Source organism: Vibrio hepatarius (genome assembly GCF_001274785.1).
In the GTDB taxonomy this organism is placed as follows: domain Bacteria; phylum Pseudomonadota; class Gammaproteobacteria; order Enterobacterales; family Vibrionaceae; genus Vibrio; species Vibrio hepatarius.
The window spans coordinates 764,515-782,862 of sequence record NZ_LHPI01000001.1 but is presented as its reverse complement, the minus strand read 5'-3'; the positions used below and the strand labels follow the sequence as shown (position 1 = coordinate 782,862).

Annotated in this window: 18 protein-coding genes; 9 read left to right on the top strand and 9 right to left on the bottom strand. The window is 44.4% G+C overall.

Annotation, left to right across the window (positions count from 1 at the left end; genetic code table 11):
* Positions 1 to 38: 38 nt before the first annotated feature.
* Genes napA through napF form a run of 3 tightly spaced genes read right to left on the bottom strand, consistent with a single transcriptional unit; the run spans position 39 to position 3,333 of the window.
* Positions 39 to 2,528, bottom strand: a complete 2,490-nt coding sequence (napA, locus tag AKJ31_RS03500; RefSeq protein WP_053407686.1) for a periplasmic nitrate reductase subunit alpha — start codon at positions 2,526 to 2,528, stop codon at positions 39 to 41.
* Complete coding sequence (locus tag AKJ31_RS03495; RefSeq protein WP_053407685.1) at positions 2,525 to 2,836, bottom strand: chaperone NapD; 312 nt, start codon at positions 2,834 to 2,836, stop codon at positions 2,525 to 2,527. The genes napA and AKJ31_RS03495 overlap by 4 nt, the downstream gene beginning before the upstream one ends.
* 2 nt (positions 2,837 to 2,838) lie before the next feature.
* The gene (napF, locus tag AKJ31_RS22425; RefSeq protein WP_072161208.1) at positions 2,839 to 3,333 is read right to left on the bottom strand and encodes a ferredoxin-type protein NapF; all 495 of its coding nucleotides are present in this window, start codon (positions 3,331 to 3,333) and stop codon (positions 2,839 to 2,841) included.
* Positions 3,334 to 3,574: 241 nt separating this feature from the next.
* Here napF and narQ point away from each other — a divergent pair, with 241 nt between their 5' ends.
* Together narQ and AKJ31_RS03485 are read left to right on the top strand one after the other, a co-directional pair.
* On the top strand, positions 3,575 to 5,308 hold the full coding sequence (gene narQ / locus AKJ31_RS03490) for a nitrate/nitrite two-component system sensor histidine kinase NarQ (protein ID WP_053407990.1): 1,734 nt from the start codon (positions 3,575 to 3,577) through the stop codon (positions 5,306 to 5,308).
* Positions 5,295 to 5,927: a response regulator gene (locus tag AKJ31_RS03485; RefSeq protein ID WP_053407684.1), complete on the top strand. Its 633-nt coding sequence runs from the start codon at positions 5,295 to 5,297 to the stop codon at positions 5,925 to 5,927. The genes narQ and AKJ31_RS03485 overlap by 14 nt, the downstream gene beginning before the upstream one ends.
* A 64-nt stretch (positions 5,928 to 5,991) precedes the next feature.
* Here AKJ31_RS03485 and dcuC read toward each other — a convergent pair whose 3' ends face one another.
* The 3 genes from dcuC to AKJ31_RS03470 form a co-directional block, all read right to left on the bottom strand.
* On the bottom strand, positions 5,992 to 7,359 hold the full coding sequence (gene dcuC / locus AKJ31_RS03480; protein WP_053407683.1) for an anaerobic C4-dicarboxylate transporter DcuC: 1,368 nt from the start codon (positions 7,357 to 7,359) through the stop codon (positions 5,992 to 5,994).
* Between the two features lie 248 nt (positions 7,360 to 7,607).
* Positions 7,608 to 8,399 (bottom strand): EAL domain-containing protein, encoded by a 792-nt coding sequence (locus AKJ31_RS03475; protein ID WP_053407989.1) that lies wholly within the window; start codon positions 8,397 to 8,399, stop codon positions 7,608 to 7,610.
* A 217-nt stretch (positions 8,400 to 8,616) separates the two neighbouring features.
* Entirely contained in the window at positions 8,617 to 9,405 is a 789-nt protein-coding gene (locus AKJ31_RS03470) for a lipase family protein (RefSeq protein WP_053407682.1), read from the bottom strand.
* Between the two features lie 414 nt (positions 9,406 to 9,819).
* On the opposite strand from AKJ31_RS03470, the gene AKJ31_RS03465 reads away from it, so the two are divergent.
* Positions 9,820 to 10,386, top strand: a complete 567-nt coding sequence (locus AKJ31_RS03465) for a pyridoxamine 5'-phosphate oxidase family protein (protein ID WP_053407681.1) — start codon at positions 9,820 to 9,822, stop codon at positions 10,384 to 10,386.
* Positions 10,387 to 10,434: 48 nt separating this feature from the next.
* Positions 10,435 to 10,950 (top strand): peptide deformylase, encoded by a 516-nt coding sequence (def, locus tag AKJ31_RS03460; RefSeq protein ID WP_053407680.1) that lies wholly within the window; start codon positions 10,435 to 10,437, stop codon positions 10,948 to 10,950.
* 31 nt (positions 10,951 to 10,981) lie between these two features.
* On the opposite strand, the gene AKJ31_RS03455 is transcribed toward def, so the two are convergent.
* Positions 10,982 to 11,617: a hypothetical protein gene (locus tag AKJ31_RS03455; protein WP_053407679.1), complete on the bottom strand. Its 636-nt coding sequence runs from the start codon at positions 11,615 to 11,617 to the stop codon at positions 10,982 to 10,984.
* A 102-nt stretch (positions 11,618 to 11,719) separates the two neighbouring features.
* On the opposite strand from AKJ31_RS03455, the gene AKJ31_RS03450 reads away from it, so the two are divergent.
* The 3 genes from AKJ31_RS03450 (at position 11,720) to AKJ31_RS03440 (ending at position 13,221) form a co-directional block, all read left to right on the top strand.
* Positions 11,720 to 11,968, top strand: coding sequence for a DUF2164 domain-containing protein (locus tag AKJ31_RS03450; protein WP_053407678.1), 249 nt, complete (start codon positions 11,720 to 11,722; stop codon positions 11,966 to 11,968).
* A 153-nt stretch (positions 11,969 to 12,121) separates the two neighbouring features.
* Positions 12,122 to 12,661: a cytochrome b gene (locus AKJ31_RS03445; protein WP_053407677.1), complete on the top strand. Its 540-nt coding sequence runs from the start codon at positions 12,122 to 12,124 to the stop codon at positions 12,659 to 12,661.
* Positions 12,658 to 13,221 carry a YceI family protein gene (locus AKJ31_RS03440; RefSeq protein WP_053407676.1) on the top strand — a complete coding sequence of 188 codons (564 nt, stop codon included), beginning with the start codon at positions 12,658 to 12,660 and terminating at the stop codon, positions 13,219 to 13,221. Before AKJ31_RS03445 ends, AKJ31_RS03440 begins: the two co-directional genes overlap by 4 nt.
* Before the next feature lie 114 nt (positions 13,222 to 13,335).
* Here AKJ31_RS03440 and focA read toward each other — a convergent pair whose 3' ends face one another.
* A complete protein-coding gene (gene focA / locus AKJ31_RS03435) occupies positions 13,336 to 14,784 on the bottom strand; it encodes a formate transporter FocA (protein WP_053407675.1) in 1,449 nt (482 codons plus the stop codon).
* A gap of 253 nt (positions 14,785 to 15,037) precedes the next feature.
* Between focA and AKJ31_RS03430 the strand changes: the two genes are divergently transcribed.
* The gene (locus AKJ31_RS03430; protein ID WP_053407674.1) at positions 15,038 to 15,943 is read left to right on the top strand and encodes a LysR substrate-binding domain-containing protein; all 906 of its coding nucleotides are present in this window, start codon (positions 15,038 to 15,040) and stop codon (positions 15,941 to 15,943) included.
* Between the two features lie 183 nt (positions 15,944 to 16,126).
* The gene (locus tag AKJ31_RS03425) at positions 16,127 to 16,612 is read left to right on the top strand and encodes a DUF1097 domain-containing protein (RefSeq protein WP_053407673.1); all 486 of its coding nucleotides are present in this window, start codon (positions 16,127 to 16,129) and stop codon (positions 16,610 to 16,612) included.
* Positions 16,613 to 16,681: 69 nt separating this feature from the next.
* On the opposite strand, the gene AKJ31_RS03420 is transcribed toward AKJ31_RS03425, so the two are convergent.
* Positions 16,682 to 18,313, bottom strand: a complete 1,632-nt coding sequence (locus AKJ31_RS03420) for an ATP-dependent endonuclease (RefSeq protein ID WP_053407672.1) — start codon at positions 18,311 to 18,313, stop codon at positions 16,682 to 16,684.
* Between the last annotated feature and the right edge of the window lie 35 nt (positions 18,314 to 18,348).

Below are 18,348 nucleotides of genomic sequence, written 5' to 3'. Positions count from 1 at the left end.
GATTGGTCGCCATATTTCAGGCGACCATCGCATTCTCATTAAGCAACTTTGGTGATCTTAACTGGACACTTTTTGAAGTCTGTCTGTTTAGACAGTGGGTCAGTAGCGTCGAGGATCAACTTGTTGATCAAGATGCGTGCGTCAAAGAACGGTACGAATACCAAGCCTTCAGGTGGTCGGTTACGGCCGCGAGTTTCAACACGAACTCGGACTTCACCACGCTTGTTAGCAATAACAACCTCTTCACCGCGGCGAACGCCACGCGCTTTCGCGTCAGCAGGGTGCATGTAACACACCGCATCAGGAACCGCTTTGTATAGCTCTGGTACACGACGAGTCATGGTACCAGTGTGCCAGTGTTCAAGAACACGACCTGTACATAGCCATAGATCGAACTCTGAATCTGGAGATTCTGGTGGTGCTTCGTATGGCGCTGAGATGATCAGTGCTTTACCATCTGGTTTACCGTAGAAGTCCCAACCTGAACCTTTCTTCGCGTACGGGTCAGAGCCTTCTTTAAAGCGCCATAATGTCTCTTTACCTTCAACAACTGGCCAACGTAAACCACGCACTTCGTGGTAACGATCGTACGGTGCTAAGTCGTGACCGTGGCCGCGACCAAACTGTGCATACTCTTCGAAAATACCTTTTTGTACGTAGTAGCCAAAGTGGTGTGAGTCATCATTCAACTCACGCGCTTCTTCAACTGGGAACTTGTTGATTGTACCGTTAGCAAACAGCATGTCATACATAGTTTTACCGCGGTATTGAGGCGCTGCAGCAAGTTGTTCTTCTGTCCACACTTCTTCCATCTTGAAGCGCTTAGAGAATTCCATGATCTGCCAAAGGTCTGACTTCGACTCGCCAACCGTTTCAACTTGTTGGTACCAAGCTTGAGTACGACGTTCTGCGTTACCGTAAGCACCTTCTTTCTCAATCCACATTGCTGTTGGAAGAATAAGGTCAGCGGCTTGCGCAGTCGCAGTAGGGTATGGGTCAGAACATACGATAAAGTTTTCTGGGTTACGGTAGCCAGGTAGACGTTCCGTATTGATGTTTGGACCTGCTTGCATGTTGTTGTTACACATGACCCAGTAAGCATTTAGCTTACCGTCTTTCAACATACGGTCTTGAACAACAGCGTGGAAACCTGGTTTTGGTGGAATAACGCCGTCAGGAATGTTCCAGATACCTTCTGCAATCTTACGGTGTTTAGGGTTAGCAACAACCATATCTGCTGGTAGACGGTGCGAGAATGTACCAACTTCACGTGCAGTACCACAAGCTGAAGGTTGGCCTGTTAGTGAGAACGGGCTGTTACCTGGTGTTGCGATTTTACCTGTTAACAAGTGGATGTTGTAGATCAAGCTGTTCATCCAAACACCACGAGTATGTTGGTTCATACCCATAGTCCAAAGTGACATTACTTTTCTGTCTGGGTCAGCGTACTGTTTCGCTAGTTCGATGAGTTTCTCTTGAGAAACACCCGACATCTCTGACGCTTTTTCTACTGTGTAAGGCGCAACAGATGCTTTGTATTGCTCGAAGCTGATGTCAGACATCGCGCCCGAGTTAGGGTTAGCTGCCGCTTTTTGTAGAGGATCGTCATCACGCAGGCCGTAACCGATATCAGTTGTCGCTTGCTTGAAGTTAGTGTGTTTGTTAACAAAGTCCCAGTTAACCGCATCGTTTTGGATGATGTAGTTTGCAATGAAGTTCGCAATCGCCAAGTCAGTTTGCGGAGTGAAGATGTAGCCAGAATCCGCTAACTCAAAAGAACGGTGGTAGTAAGTCGACAGCACGTTAACTTTAACATGTGGGTGACTTAGGCGACGGTCAGTAATACGAGTCCAAAGAACAGGGTGCATTTCTGCCATGTTCGAACCCCAAAGAACGAATGAATCTGCGTTCTCGAAGTCGTCGTAACAACCCATTGGTTCATCGATACCGAAAGTACGCATGAACGCGCCTACCGCTGATGCCATACAGTGACGTGCGTTAGGGTCGATGTTGTTAGAGCGGAAACCCGCTTTCATCATCTTAGCCGCTGCGTAACCTTCCATTACAGTCCACTGGCCAGAGCCGAACATACCAACGCTAGTCGGGCCTTTCTGCTTCAGTGCTTCTTTCCATTTCTCAGCCATGGTATCGAAAGCCACATCCCAAGAAACAGGAGTGAAGTCGCCTTCTTTGTCGTACTGGCCATCGCGCATACGAAGCAGTGGCTGAGTCAGACGGTCTTGACCGTACATGATCTTAGATAGGAAGTAGCCTTTAATACAGTTAAGGCCTTTGTTTACTGGTGCTTCTGGGTCGCCCTGAGTTGCAACCACTTTGCCATTTTGTGTACCAACAAGAACAGAACACCCTGTACCACAGAAACGACAAGGCGCTTTGTCCCATGTAATTTTAGTTTGGTCTGAGCTCGCGATCAGGTTCGCTGCAGAAGCTGGCAGGGTAACGCCCGCTACTGCCGCAGCTGATGCTGCTGCGTTTGCTTTCACAAACGCTCGTCTTGTCATCTTCATACTTCACCCTCGGTTTGGGAATGTTCGGTTCCAGTGTCTTTATCATTCGATTCGTCATTCAGCTCAGTTTCGATTTGGTGATAAACCAGAACTGTGCTCAAAACGTTCGGTAAATTGTTAATCGCGTCAATGGTGTCGGTAATGAATCCCTGATTTTCTGTTTCCAAAACCACGACAATTTTTCCCTCAGGGCTATCGCCGTAAATCTCAGCATTTTCGAATGCTTCGATTTGAGGTTTAATCTCGTCTAAGTGTTCAGGAGATACATGAACCACTAAGCTAGAAATATGCACTTCGTTAAGTGACATAGTTATCTTCCGTTATTGTTTAAATTGCTCACATTGATGGATGAAGTTGGGCATACCGAAACGCATGCGCCACAGCCATTACATTCATCAAGGTCTAAATTTGGTTGGGCGACTTTACCTATTTCTAATTTGAATCGAATCGCCATTGTTTCGCACGCATCACCACAACTGCGGCATTCAACATTTTGTTTCGCTAAGCAACTATCATTAATCGTCGCTTTTGCGTTCCACGGTGCGTCTGCTTTAGGAAGAAACAGTGATTCAGGACAAACGTCAGCGCACTGGTAGCAAAAAGTGCATTCGTCAATACTAAAATCGACGCTAGGGAAGCCCCCATCGCCTTTTGTGATTATCTTCGTTTCACATTTATCGGCACATTTCCCGCATCGAGTACATAAATCGGTAAACTGCGCTGGGTTAGCTAACCAAGGCAATCGAACTGTCGATTCGTCTACTCGAGTACGCGAAAAAAAACGCCGTCTGGATATGTCGATCACTGTGTAATCCAAATTTTAAGAACCTGAACTAAGCATAGTTCACAGTTCCCATTAATAAACTGTCATTTAAGCTCACATAAATTGTAAGTTTTGACATATTTGTATAAATACCCCTTAGGGGTTAATTGCCAGTAGTTCTTGTTTTAGATCAATAAATTCCGGATGGTTTGATCACATATTGTGCCAGCCGGTTAATAAGAGTATTAATAAAGGCGAAGAAGCGGTTAAGCATGGTGAAGCAGTGTTAAAGTTTGTTAAGAGATCGGTCACAAGTACAGTGGCAAAAGCGATGGGTTTAATCCTCGCTTTGTCGTTGGCGACAACAAGCTTTGCGATCATTACTTTGGCTTCAAGCTTAAACGATGCAGAGGCAGTTAACGTAGCTGGTTCGATGCGCATGCAAAGCTATCGATTGGCGCACGATATTCAGTCTTCGTCGGCCGATTACACCGATCATATTGTGATGTTCGAACGCTCGATTTATTCGCCTTCGATGAAAGCGCTGCAAAGTTGGACCGTGCCAAAAGACATCACGAATGATTACTACATGCTGATCATCCGTTGGCATGAACTAAAACATGTTTTAAGAAGCCAGGACCGAGAAATGTACCTCGAACTGGTGGCTGAGTTTGTTCAGCAAATCGATGCGTTTGTGTTTAAGTTGCAGAACTTTTCAGAGCAGAAGCTCATTAAACTCGCTTGGGTTGGTGGACTTGGTTTAGGTGGCATCCTGATCGTCAGCATGTTTGTCGTACACTATATTCGCAAGCAGATCGTTAAGCCGCTTAACTCGCTCGTGTCAGCGAGCCAACAGATCCAATCGCGCTCTTTTGATGTTGAGCTGAATGTGTCCTCAGAAAATGAAATGGGCATACTCACGCAAACATTTAACGATATGGCGGCGGAGCTCGGTAAACTGTATCGCGGGTTGGAAAAGGCCGTTAACGAGAAGACGCAGAAGCTCCAGCACGCGAATGATTCGTTGAAGGTGCTTTACAAATCTTCGCAAGAATTAACCGTTTCTCGAATCACCCACGACAACTTTGAAGCGATCCTAAAACATATTGTGAGTTTGGAAGGGATTGCGGCGGCCAAATTGGAAATCACTGCCGAGGGTGAAAAGCCACTGATTCTTACCGAAGGCGGCGAGTGCACCAAATGCGGTGATAATTGCCAAAGTAAAGCTTTGTCACTTGATGGGATAGAACTCGGCACGCTTTATTGGAAAGTGACGTTACCGTGCCCAGACCAAGCTTTGATTGATAACTTCGTTCAAATATTGTCTCGCGCCGTGTATTACAATCAAGCACAGCGTCAGGCCGAGCAGTTGTTGTTGATGGAAGAAAGGGCGACGATCGCCCGTGAACTGCATGACTCTCTTGCTCAATCGTTGTCTTATCTAAAGATTCAGGTTTCCTTGCTTAAAAGAGGAATGGCTAAACTGCCGGAATCCAATCAATTGGAGAAGACGACGCCGATTCTTGCAGAATTAGATACAGGATTGTCTTCTGCTTACACCCAGTTGCGTGAGCTGCTAACGACTTTCCGCTTGTCGATTACCGAAGGCAGTTTTGGTTCTGCTTTGAATGAAATGACTGAACAATTGAGCGAACAAACTGAAGCGAAGATTGAACTGAATAATGAACTCTCGTCGATTGAGTTGGATGCCAACCAACAAGTGCATCTACTACAGTTAATCAGAGAGGCGACCATTAATGCGATTAAACACGCCAACGCCAAAAAGATAGCGATTCGATGCCAAGAGACCGAAGATAAGGTCACCGTCTCTGTGATTGATGATGGTGTTGGCTTTGATAAACAAAATGAGAAACTCAACCATTATGGGTTGAGTATCATGCAAGAGCGTGCATCTAGATTAAACGGCAACCTAAGTGTGACGAGCCAAATGGGTGAAGGTTGCCAAGTATTATTAGAATACCCGAAGACTAAGGAAGTAAACGTTGAGCGAATATAAAGTACTGCTGGTGGATGACCATCCATTGATGAGACGAGGAATCAACCAACTACTCAGTTTCGAAGAAGAATTTGAAGTGGTGGCAGAAGCAAGTAATGGCGCGGATGCTGTTGCTTTGAACCACGAGTTGCAACCAGACTTGATCCTGCTTGATCTTAATATGAAAGGCATGTCCGGACTCGATACACTTAATGCGTTGCGCGCAGATGGTTGTGATGCTTCCATTGTTATTCTGACGGTCTCTGACAGCCCAGCGGATATCGAAGCCATCGTTAAAGCAGGGGCTGACGGATATTTACTAAAAGACACTGAACCTGATGAGCTGGTGGATCTGCTAAAACAATCTCTGACAGGCACCAAGTCTTACAGTCAGGAAGTGCAGAAGTACTTGGAAATGAGAGAACACTCGACCGATGTATTTGATGAGCTGACTGATCGAGAAATGCAGATCTTACGTGAGGTGGCGAAAGGCTATCGAAATAGACAGATCGCGGATGCACTGTTTATCTCGGAATCGACTGTTAAGGTCCATATGAAAAGCTTATTGAAGAAGCTCAAAGTCCCATCTCGCACCGTAGCAACAGTGATGTACTTAGAACGCTATGGCGATATGAAATAACAGTCTGTGTACTGAACGAACAATAAAAAAGGGCGCATATTGCGCCCTTTCTTTTCGCTGTCGATTACGCTGTCATTGGTACCAATACCAGTGTTCCGAAGATAACGGTAATCAAGCCACAAAGCACAGGTACTGACGTACGCTTAACCACTTCAAATGGGCTGATCTTAGCCATACCCGATGTCGCTACAACCACGCCAGATACAGGTGATACTGTACGGCCAAGGTTAGATGCTTGAAGCATTGGGATGATTAGGAATGCAGGGTTTAGTCCCATTTTAGCGGCTAGAGAAGGGGCCAGTTCAACAAACGCGTAGAATGGTGCGTTACCTGAGCCTGTTGCAATTGCTGCCGCTACAGTTAGACCCGTTAGGATCAGCATTAGAGCAATACCGCCAGCGCCTGCTGTTTCAGCTAAATGTAATAGGTTGTCGATTGCACCGATAGACATTAGGCCTTGTGCAAATACACCTGCCGCAACCAATAGCATCACCACGCCTTTAAATGCGTCTGCCATACCTGCGTAGCAAGACTCTAGGTCTTCCAGTGTCTCTTTGCCTTTAAAGCGCTTAGTCACGAAATCCACTAGTGCGCCTAGTACGATAGACAGTACAACAATGGTGTAGATATCTAATGAAAGACCAGGGATAGTACGACCGTTAAATAGGAAAACACCGATGATTGGAAGGAAAGGCAGTACCGCATAGTACGCAGGCGCTTTCACTTCGATCTCTGAAACGTCGATGCGTTCCATTGGTGAGTTTTCTTTCTTATCTAGGTATTTGTTCCAGAAGAATGCCGCTGCAGACATCACAATGATTGCGCAGATTGAAACAGGCAACACGGTTTGAACCGCGAATACGTCCAGCGCCATACCTGATTTCTCTGCTGCGATAACCACGTCACCAGAAGTAGGAGAAAGAATGATTGCCGCTGGTGACGCACACACAGCAACAGCTGCTGGACGAGAGATGCCCATCGCAGTCATCATCGGGAACAAGGTTGCCATCAACAGCACACCGAGACCTGTTGCCGAACTTACAGCCAAAGACATCAAACACGCGACAATGTATGCAGCAACTAATAGTACGTATGGCGATTTAATGACGGAAAGGGGTTTAGAAAACTGTTTGACTACAACATTGTTAGCGCCGATATGCGTCATGTACGAAGCAAAACCACATAGCAACATGATCTGCATACCCAAGCCGCCGCCACGGTACTGAAGCATGTATTTCACGTACTCAAGGGAGTCAGTCACCATGTTACCTGTTGACGCAACTTTTGAAGGTAGGACGGTGTGACCGAGGATGCCGGTCAAAATCAAAAGAATCAGACCCGCGGTCAACAGCACACCAGCGGGTTTATAACCCTTCACGATAAAATAGCCGACAGCAATTGTGACGGCCAAACCAATTAATAGCTCAAGCATATAAAGTCCTAAAAATTACATTTTGTAAAAAGTTTTTCAAAGTATGAAAAGGAATTTACAAAAATTGGTCTTGTAGCACGAGTGCTAAATTAGCTTCTGCTGATCTAGAGCAATAAATTGGGTTAAATAACAAATATGGTTATAAATGTTGAATTTTCGTCACAGGATGGATGTTAATAATATGTCGGTAGATGTTTGCAGAACTGCTAACTTAGAGCAAAAGAAGTGAGCGCAACCAAAGGGTTACGCTAGTTAATATATGCAACATCGACAGAGAGTGGTTTAGGCATCGCAAAGTAAAACCCCTGGTACATATCAATATCGAGATGCTGGATCGCTTGGAGCTGCTTTTCGGTTTCTACACCTTCAATAACGGTCTTTGCGCCAATGCTTTTTGCAAGGTCAATCGCGAACTTTAAAGGTTCAGTAATTCCATCGCAGTGTTCCAATAACATTGAACGGTCAAACTTAATGATGTTTGGTGTGATGTCTTTAACGCGCTCAATTGTTGAGGCATTGACACCAAAGTCATCAATCGCAATTTTGAAACCGTGTTGCTTGAACTGGTGCATGACGCGGTTAAGAACTTCAGGATTTTGCGTATCTAACTCGATGAGCTCAAGTACGATCTGAGAGTGTGTGAGTTTTAACTCTTCCACTCTACGAACAAGTAAACCGCTTTTAATGTCACCCATTGCTAATTTCTCGGCTGCAATAGGCAGTACATTCAAAAACAGAATCTTGTTTCTTAGAGCCGAACGGGCAAAGTTACGCATGTGAATAACGCGGCTTAAACGCTCAACATTCACTTTATCGTTGTCACTCACGTCAGTAGAACCAAAGAACAGATCCGGACGGATAGGTTGTTGATTACTATCGAATATACGTACTAGCGCTTCAAGTCCGACGATACTTTGTTGAGTATCGTATATTGGCTGAAATACGCTAGTCAGCGTTAGGCCATCGTAGCTAGCAATGTACTGCTGTTGGTCGTTGAGGGACAGACAACTTTCAAACTGACTTTGGGTATTGAGAATCATCTTAGCTGGTACACCTTCCTGAATATTTGTGAACGCAAATTTGTTAACCAAATGGAACAACGGATGCGCACACATAAGATACGTAAATGACCTAGGGCATTCTTTGGGTAGGAGTTGTTATATTTCAACTATCTACAGCAATATGTTTTTATAGAGTAATTTAAGAATGCCTTAGTTCTAAGGGGTATTTTCTGAAGTAATGTCTCAGAATCGTCATTTAGCGTTCATCAAAGAAATCTTTGTTTCTAATGTATTTCTCCATCAAATGATACGAGAAAGGTCGAATCAACCACGAAGCGAAAGATCGCCCTAAACGTATAAGTGTAGGAGTGTTTTCATATATTCGTCCATTGTATAGCCAAAGCATTTTGCCTGTATGTAGGTACAATCCTGCAAGAGGGGGCAAAAATGTGACGATGTCGAGGTCACAGCATATTCGAAAGGTTTTATGCGCAAGTTGATAGTGCTTTCTTAGCGAGAAACCACCGAATGCAGGTTGGCCAAAAGTCACAACGCGCTTGATGGATTTGGGATATTTATTCTCTAGCGCATCGGCAAGTACACAACCTATTGCACCGCCAGAGGAGTGCCCTGTGAAGGTGACTCTTTTACCTTGTTCGATGTGAGGGAGCAGTATGGTTTGCAAACGATCGTAAACAGAGATCCCTAAGCGATCACTCTTATGACTCGGCATACTCTCTTGGGTAAGTAAGTAATGAAAACCGGCGTGAATTGAATACTTTAAACCAAATTGATGACATTTTTTCTGCCACATCGCTAAGTTAAGCAACCAATCGACAGGGTTGTGAGAACCTTTGATAACGACAATGACTTCATCATTATCATTGCTCCAAAGGACACGAATCATCGGCTTACCGTAACGGTTATTGATGACGCGTTGGCCGTTAGGGGCAAAGCCGTAGCGAGTTTGCTTTAACACGCGTGAATAAGCCAAATTGCATAGAACAGCGTATCTTTCGTATTGATAACGTTTTAGTTTTTTCACTGAATGATGATCATTACTCTCTCTTTGAGCGAGTATGTCTCAGTTAGATGAAAGAACTATGACATCCACGCATCATTCGTAAAGGCACAATTTTTAGCCTAAAACAGCACTTTTGCGCACTATAACTAAATCTATCTTGTATGATTATATTAAGTTGTCCGGTGCAAATAAAACATCAGCGTACCTGATTTAACTAGCGCATCACACAGCGTATAAGCAGAGATGTACTGTTATGTAATTGATGAATTGGTCAATTAATGGTGAGGTATTTACGATTTTCATCAAAAACCTGCAGGGGCTGGAATGAACGTGGTATCAATTCGAATCAAGTTGGCTTTATATATGAGAATTGGCTAAGCAAGGCACTGGAACGCAGCTTTGCTTGAATAAAAATCTTCGCTAGGGAGAGCAGTAATGGGCAAAACATTTGAAGAGTTAACTACCAAGCAAATAGAGTTTATCGATAAACAAAATATCTATTTTGTTGCGACCGCCGCAGAGAGTGGAAAAGTAAACTTGTCGCCGAAAGGTGGTGATTCGTTACGAGTCATCGATTCTAAGAAAATAGCCTGGCTCAACTTAACCGGTAGTGGTAATGAATCTGCTGCGCATGTACTTAGAAACGCCCGAATGACAATCATGTTTTGCGCCTTCGAAGGCGCGCCGTTGATTTTACGTGCTTACGGCAACGCGACGGTGCTACACGAAGGTGATGCAGAATGGCAAAGCTATACTGAACTCTTTCCAACGTATACTGGCGCTCGTCAAATCTTCATATTAGATATTGAGTTAGTACAGGCATCATGTGGTATGTCGGTTCCGTACTTTAGTTATGAAGGTGACCGTGATGATCTCATTAAGTGGGCAGATAAACGCGGCCATGACGGTGTTAAAGAGTACTGGGAAACACGCAATCAAAAGAGCTTAGATGGCTTTGATACAGAAATCGTCGAGCGCACTGGGCTCACATCAAGCAAGTAAAACAAAGTTAGCTAAAGAATTGAGATCCAAACAACGTAGTAGGAAAACATGGCTGTATTAGAAATACTCACCGCACCAGATCCAAGACTTAAAGTCGCCGCAGAAAAAGTAGCCGATATTAATAAGGTTCAAGGTTTAATAGACGACATGCTGGATACCTTGTATGCCACGAGCAATGGAATTGGTTTAGCCGCAACACAAGTTGGTCGACGCGAAGCAATCGTAGTTATCGATTTGTCCGAACAACGCAATGAACCGTTGATTCTGGTTAATCCGCAAGTGGTATCTGGGCAGGACAAAGCCATGGGGCAAGAAGGGTGTTTATCTGTACCTGACTACTACGCAGATGTAGAGAGATACACCTCGGTTGTTGTAGAGGCTTTAGATAGAGAAGGCAATCCGATTCGAATCGAAAGCAGCGAGTTTCTTGCAATTGTTATGCAGCATGAAATTGACCATTTGGCGGGCAACCTCTTTATCGACTATTTATCACCGCTAAAACGACAAATGGCGCTGAAAAAGGTCAAGAAACACGTGAAATCCAACCAAAGAGCGACTGCATAGAGTGCTCAGCCGATTGGTTAGATGTAGTCGATCAGCTGAGTTGTACTACCGAAAACAACTGAACGTATTTTCGAACCAACTGCTGATCGGTCGCACGCTTAAGTGGGTGAGTGAACTTTACGTAGTAAGGACTTAAGTTAAAGTGTTGCTCTAGTGATAACGCCAACTGAGACTCGCTTTCGTACAAGCTTATTCCTTGCGTGCGGTAGTCATCAATCTCATCGGGCAATTGCCCCGTCCACCAATGGAGTAACTCACGGCTTTGTTTGCTGCGGGTGATCCAATGATCTGTCAGCATTAAAAGCAAATCATTTGGCTGCACAGCGAATCCATATTCCTCTTTCCACTGAGCTATCGTTTTAAGCTGCTTTTTGCGGCAAGAAGAGCCTGCGCTGACAAGATGAGAAGTAAGAATCCAAACTGAGCCGATTTCAGAGCTTACCCGATAATGATGTGGGTAATCCGTGCTGCTTATGCTTTCGAGAGGTTTGTATTCGTAGGCGTGGCCAAATTCATTCAACGTGCGCGATAAACGGCGGGCAAACGCTAAACCCAAATGGTGTTCGCTCATTCCTCTGTTATGTATGGTTGGGTAGTGCTTTTCGCACAGTTTCATGCAATCCGCCTGAAACTCATTCACACTTTGAATTAGCACATCCAATAACAATCTTAAAATCTCCATGACTGCATAAAGCAGGGTTAGGTTATCATGCTAGTGTAAAGTTCGGTTACACTTAATTGCCGAAAATTCACGTAGAGTTAATGGTTTATGTCTAAGATTGAATTTACATCACAACAAAAACAAGCGATGTCCAACGCGTTAAAAGGTTATTTAGAAGACGAGTTAGACGTAGAAATTGGTCAGTTTGACGCAGATTTTCTGTTTGATTTTATCGTCGATAAATTTGCACCAGCCTTTTACAACAAGGGATTGAGCGACGCTCAAACGGTTATGCAGCGTAAAATGATGGATATCGCAGATGAACTGTATGAGATAGAACAAATAAGTGAGTTTTAGCATTTTATATAAGTTCCTTCGAAAATTTTGAACGACTTCATCAGCTTGCAGCAGTGTCACCCTTGTAAAGATTGGTAAATAATCTGTTAAACCTATGGGGTGTTAGGTATTCTTTACTGATAAGAAGAATCATTTATTTGTGGAAAGCTTGCGATGAAACCTGAAGTAAAAAACTATAACCCTATTGCTCGAGCGGTACATTGGTTATCCGCTGTTGTGGTAATAGGTATGTTTGGTGTTGGATTGTGGATGGTGGACTTGTCCTACTACAGTGAGTGGTATCGCACCGCACCTCATTGGCATAAGTCTATAGGAATTCTATTAGCTATTCTGACTGTATTCAGAATAGTGTGGAAACATGTGACGCCGTCACCAAAGATTGAAGGTCAACCTTACGAAGTAACTGGCGCTAAGATTGCACACATTTTGATGTATCTACTTTTAGTTGCTCTGTTTGTATCTGGTTACCTGATTTCGACAGAAGATGGTCGTGGAATTGATGTATTTACGTGGTTTACCGTACCGGGGGCAGGCGCTTTCTTTGAAGGCCAAGCTGACTTAGCGGGTGAAATACATTTCTACGTTGCATGGGCATTGATTTTAATTGCGGCAGCACATGCATTGGCTGCGTTAAAACACCACTTTATTAATAAAGACAACACGCTACGCAAAATGATAGGAGCTTCAAAATGAAAAAGACGTTAATTGGACTAGCATTGGCAATGACACTGCCATTTGGTGCAAGCGCAGCGGATTACGTGATTGATACAAAAGGTGCACACGCATCGGTTAACTTTAAAGTAAGCCACCTAGGCTACAGCTTTATCAAAGGTCGCTTTAACAAATTTGATGGCGAGTTTTCTTACGACCCAGCAAACGTTGCGGCTTCTAAAGTGACAGTAAATGTAGACACTACAAGCCTAGACTCAAACCATGCAGAGCGTGATAAGCACATTCGTAGCTCTGATTTTATTGATGCGTCTAAGTACTCAAAAGCAACATTTACCAGCACTAAAGTCGTGGATAAAGGTGACGGTAAACTGGAAGTGATGGGTGATTTGAACCTACACGGCGTGACTAAGCCAGTGACTATCGATGCTGAGTTTATCGGTGCTGGTCAAGACCCTTGGGGCGGTCAACGTGCTGGTTTCTACGGTACAACTCGTCTAGAGCTTGCTGACTTCAACATCGCAGTTATGGGTTCATCTAGCTATGTTGATATGGAACTACACGTAGAAGGCGTGCAAAAGTAATATAAGTTACAGCTAAATATAGAGAAGCCCTCAACAGATGTTGAGGGCTTTTTTGATCAAGCGACTTATTTCCTGACCAAATTCTGAGTGAAACACTACGTCGTTGAGTGCGTTTTACGCTGTTTCTAGCGCTTTTTCTTCAACTAAAGACACGCGCTCGCCGTAAATGTTTCTAAGTGCCGCCAATACGTTTTCACGAGTTACCACACCAACCAATTTGCCGTTATCTAGGACTGGAAGTACATGTGGCTTGCTCACGCGCATTGATTTAGCTCGCTCTTCTAAAGACAAAGTGCTGAAGCGTGTCGCGATGCCAACGCTGGTTGTTGGGTAGAGCTGCTCTTTGTCGATACACAAGAACTCAGCGACGTCGACCAACTTATCAGACACATCAATCGCCACTACGTCACGAGACATTAAGTCGACCACTTTCTGTCCTGATACTGGCAAGTAATCTTGACACCACAAATCGACCATCACGTCGTGAGCAGAGAAGAAACCCACCAGACGACCTTCGACATCAACAACTGGTGCGCTGATGATATGATTGTCTAGCAACGTATCAATCGCAGTAGGGGTATGAACGTCTGCACTTAGAGTGATTGGATTTGGGTTCATGATGTCTTGAACAAGAATGTTAGTGCTCATAGTGGTTTCCTTAACTGACGCTAATTTTGTAGTCGTAGTGATCGTTGAAAGTGATGCTGCTTTAAGTTGTGGACGGCGATAGATACTCCAGTTAGCTAAGCCAACCAGTACTGAACCACCGACGATGTTTCCTATCGTTACCGGAATTAAGTTAGCGGTAACAAATTGCGTAATATTGAGGTCTGCGTATTGCGCTTGGGCGACGCCAACCTGAGTCCAAAAGCTTTCTGGTGCAAAGGTTTGAATGACGATACCAAGTGGCACCATGAACATATTTGCAACGCAGTGCTCAAATCCACTGGAGACGAACATTGCAACTGGTAGGATGGTCATTACCGCTTTAGTCATCGCATTTGCACTGCTGAAAGTTAGCCAAATAGCCAAACAAACCAGAAGGTTACATAAAATGCCTAAGGCAAACGCCTGAATGACAGTATGGTGAAGTTTGTGCTGCGCAATATTGAGTGCGTTAAGGCCCCATTGGCCGTTGTCCATTTGGTACAAACCTGCCGCACTGACAATGGCCAGCAGCAACATCGCGCCAATAAAGTTACCAACGTAAACCTTGCCCCATGTTTTGAGCATTTTGCCAAAAGTGATCTGTTTGTTTGCCCAGGCAATACTGGTTAACACAGAACTGGTAAACAGCTCGCCACCGCATAACACGATTAAAATTAACCCCATACTGAATGCTAAACCGCCTGCAAATCGGCTTAATCCCCATCCAGCACCTGCGCTACCTGTCGTGACGGTAATGTAAAAAAGAAATGCCAGACCAATGAATGCGCCGGCCATTACCGCAAGGCTTAAAGTCATCGAGCTTGTTTTCTTCGCTTTACTAAGCGCAAACTTTTCTGCTTCAGCCATCATTTCCATTGGTGAGAAATATTGAATGTTCGCTTGAGCCTGAGTCATAAATGCTCCCGGGTCTGAAAATGCATAGTTACCTCCTTATGTTTGCAAGAAGAAATCCCTCGTTGCCAATCCAGATTAGGGCGCGGTTTGCTACAGGTAAAATTGATAATTTTTAAAAACCTCATCAAAAATATTGATATAACAACGCCACTCGTTAAAATGAAACGGTTTGCGTATTTGTCGGTTATATCCGAAACATTTAACAACAAGTCCCAAGAAGAAAAATAAGTCCGAAAACAAGGATTGAAGCGGAATGAGATACTCACTAAAACAACTAGCTGTATTCGACGCAGTAGCCGATACAGGCAGCGTTAGCTTGGCGGCTGATAAACTGGCATTAACCCAGTCAGCAACCAGTATGTCTTTGGCGCAATTAGAAAAAATGCTCGGTCGACCGCTATTTGAGAGGCAAGGTAAGCAGATGGCGCTTACCCATTGGGGGATGTGGCTCAGGCCGAAAGCGAAACGTCTATTGCAAGACGCTCAACAGATCGAAATGGGGTTCTACGAGCAGCATTTATTAAGCGGTAACGTAAAGCTTGGTGCTAGCCAAACACCGGCTGAACATTTAGTTCCAGACCTTATCAGTATTATTGATAATTCATTTCCAGAACTGCGTATTCTGCTAAATGTAAAGAGTACCGACAGCGTTATCCAAGGCGTGCTTGATTACAAATACGATCTCGGCATTATCGAAGGACGCTGTGACGATAACCGAATCGAACAAGAGGTTTGGTGTCGTGACCACTTAACGGTGGTTGCCGCAGCCCATCACCCGTTTGCAAAACACAAGACGGTTAGTCTCGCTCAGCTTGAGCAAGCGCGCTGGGTGCTGAGAGAACACGGCAGCGGCACTCGCAAGATTTTTGATAGCTCCATTCATCATTTAATAGAAGACCTCGATGTGTGGCGGGAATACGAGCACGTACCTGTGATCAGGAGCATGGTTGCCAATGGTCAGTATCTAACTTGCTTACCATATCTAGATGTAGAGAGGTTTATTGATAGTGGGCAATTAGTGGCGTTGAATGTTCCAGATCTCAATATGGAACGTACACTGTCATTCATCTGGCGCGCAGACATGGTTGAAAACCCGTTAATAGAATGCATTAAGCGAGAAGGGCTACGAATGATGAAAGGCAAGCCAACGGTACTTTGATCTCCAATCTAGAAAATACTCAGTAACTAAATCTGTTGAAATATCGATTGCATCACGTAATTTGTGACTAACAATAATACTGTTGCGTACTTTATGTGATCTAGGTTGTGATATTTGCTCCATTTAGCACTATGATGCGTCCTTGTACTTTCGATGTGTATAAATCACATGAGGCGTAACACTATGGGCACACTAGTCGCTATTTCACTCACAACAGGTATTTTGTCCGGTCTTTGGGGATGGATTGCCGTCTCACTTGGGTTGCTATCTTGGGCAGGATTTTTAGGATGCACAAGTTACTTTGCATCACCTAACAGTGGTTTGAAAGGGCTAGCGGTAAGTTTGATGACCAACATGACTGGTGTGTTCTGGGCAATGGTGATCATCAATGCGTCGAGTTATGTTTCTTTGGAAATTATGGGTTACGTTATCACTGCTATCGTCTCTTTCATGATGTGTATTCAAGCTAAGAAAGCGTGGCTTGGCTACATTCCTGGTACTTTCATTGGTTGTTGTGCAACTTTTGCTGCCGACGGTAACTGGCAACTCGTTATTCCTTCATTAATTTTGGGTGGCGTGTTCGGTTACACAATGAAAGCGAGTGGTTTATGGCTACATCAAAAGTCAAATCAAACGCAATCAAGTAGTGAGCTTCCTACTCGTACTTAATTGTGAACCCCCGATTGATTTGTATCTGTTTGATACGCGGCATTGGCGTTGATCGTCAATGCCGCTTTTTTATGTGTTGCCGTTAGCCATGGTAACGACGCGTTTGAGTGTCCAGCGGAGTAGGATTGGAATACAATCCATGCCTTTTTTCTCACAGTGAGACACGATCGCGAGTGCTAGATCTGGCTTAGCGAACTTTTTAAGCACTCGGGCAACGACTTTTTTCGCCGGAATTGGGTGCTCAAGCGGGACTTTAACCATGTCTTTGAAGAAAGGTTCAAAACCATTGTTATACAGGAAGTGCTCTATATCGTGATCCGGCAGCTCGGTTAATCGGTGGCGTTCTTGATCGTGTCCAAGTTGACCTCTTACCGTGGTTGCGTATTTCTTACCAGCAGCATCGCCATCGGTCACTACGTGCCAGTCAATACCAAAAGCTTTGGCCACTTTGATCAAAGACTTTAATCCCGACTGAGCAAATTCAATAATCTGTACGCCTTCCGCAGCAAGGTTGTAACCACACTGGTTTGCCAGTTCATTAAACAGCCAAACTTCGGTTTCACCTTCTACGAGTAGCCAACAACGGGCAAATAGAGCGCCAGAGCGGTGGAAACGAATATGGAATCCGATTCGTCGAAGCTCATCGCGACTGAACTTTTGCGACGGTAGATAAGTCGTAATGGTACGGTCAGATTGACGCACTAAACGGCGTACGGAGTTTAATGGTACCTGGCTTAACAAATGGCCACTGTTGGTCGTAAGTATTTTCTGCATTGGTAGCAGTTGTAACAGGCTCCACGCACGGGCTAGGTGAGTAGGGTGTAAACGTCCTTCAGGATCTTCAATGATCAAAATAGGGCGAGCACAGCGACGAAGTTTATTTGGGCCTTTCGCCTGCAAATAGGCATTCAGTAACCCCATAAACAGCAAGCGAGTCTGTTTGTCGTTGGTTTCGGCAAACACCTGAGACAAGCTCTTGTTGCTCGAAGCACTGTTGTAAAAAATGCCGTCGCGCTGTTTGCGTGGATTCTTTCTCGCGCTGGATTTGAACGAAAAGTAGTGATCCACCAGCGTCACCATGGAATTTAGACTACTCTTCATTTCTCCCTTGTTGACGTGGCCTGGAACCGCCATTAAGCGACGACAGGTATTGTTAATCCGCTTCTCGATACGTGTATTCGCCGAGTTGTCATCTACGAACGGACGGTCAAAGCGTCTTGAATCCTTCAATCGAATCACAGGATGCAAGCTAATTAGCTCTTGGGCCAGTTTTTCCGAATGGTGCAATCTGAGTGGGTTTCCGTCTTTATCGAGAAACGTGTAGTGAGTTTCTATGTCGTAATCGGTTCGGGTTGCGCTTAAGCGATAAATGATGCGGTTAACGTTTTGGTCGTCTTTGGTCCAGATAGGTTTAATCCGCCGATATCTGCCTGAATGCAACTCTTGTTTATCGGTAGAGAGAAAACTCAAAACGATTTGTAGGTGTTGGGTTTGCGGATGTGATATCGAGTAATCAACGTGAAAGTCTGTCATTTCAAATTGATACGGAATGCCCTCGGCCGGTAACGCGACGGATAATGCGTCCAACAGAGATGACTTACCCCAGGTGTTTTCACCAATCAGGGTAGTGAGTTCGTCGAACGCAATTGACAGTCTTTTGATTCCTCGGAAACCGGAAATTTCGATCCGTTCTAACAGCATATAAAGATTCCAAATGAACTACTTCAATTTTTAGC

Bases quoted from the DNA above. Each gene is read 5' to 3' on its own strand.
- napA (WP_053407686.1), bottom strand. From the start codon at position 2,528: ATGAAGATGACAAGACGAGCGTTTGTGAAAGCAAACGCAGCAGCATCA.
- AKJ31_RS03495 (WP_053407685.1), bottom strand. From the start codon at position 2,836: ATGTCACTTAACGAAGTGCATATTTCTAGCTTAGTGGTTCATGTATCT.
- dcuC (WP_053407683.1), bottom strand. From the start codon at position 7,359: ATGCTTGAGCTATTAATTGGTTTGGCCGTCACAATTGCTGTCGGCTAT.
- AKJ31_RS03475 (WP_053407989.1), bottom strand. From the start codon at position 8,399: ATGATTCTCAATACCCAAAGTCAGTTTGAAAGTTGTCTGTCCCTCAAC.
- AKJ31_RS03465 (WP_053407681.1), top strand. From the start codon at position 9,820: ATGGGCAAAACATTTGAAGAGTTAACTACCAAGCAAATAGAGTTTATC.
- def (WP_053407680.1), top strand. From the start codon at position 10,435: ATGGCTGTATTAGAAATACTCACCGCACCAGATCCAAGACTTAAAGTC.
- AKJ31_RS03450 (WP_053407678.1), top strand. From the start codon at position 11,720: ATGTCTAAGATTGAATTTACATCACAACAAAAACAAGCGATGTCCAAC.
- AKJ31_RS03445 (WP_053407677.1), top strand. From the start codon at position 12,122: ATGAAACCTGAAGTAAAAAACTATAACCCTATTGCTCGAGCGGTACAT.
- AKJ31_RS03440 (WP_053407676.1), top strand. From the start codon at position 12,658: ATGAAAAAGACGTTAATTGGACTAGCATTGGCAATGACACTGCCATTT.
- focA (WP_053407675.1), bottom strand. From the start codon at position 14,784: ATGACTCAGGCTCAAGCGAACATTCAATATTTCTCACCAATGGAAATG.
- AKJ31_RS03430 (WP_053407674.1), top strand. From the start codon at position 15,038: ATGAGATACTCACTAAAACAACTAGCTGTATTCGACGCAGTAGCCGAT.
- AKJ31_RS03425 (WP_053407673.1), top strand. From the start codon at position 16,127: ATGGGCACACTAGTCGCTATTTCACTCACAACAGGTATTTTGTCCGGT.
- AKJ31_RS03420 (WP_053407672.1), bottom strand. From the start codon at position 18,313: ATGCTGTTAGAACGGATCGAAATTTCCGGTTTCCGAGGAATCAAAAGA.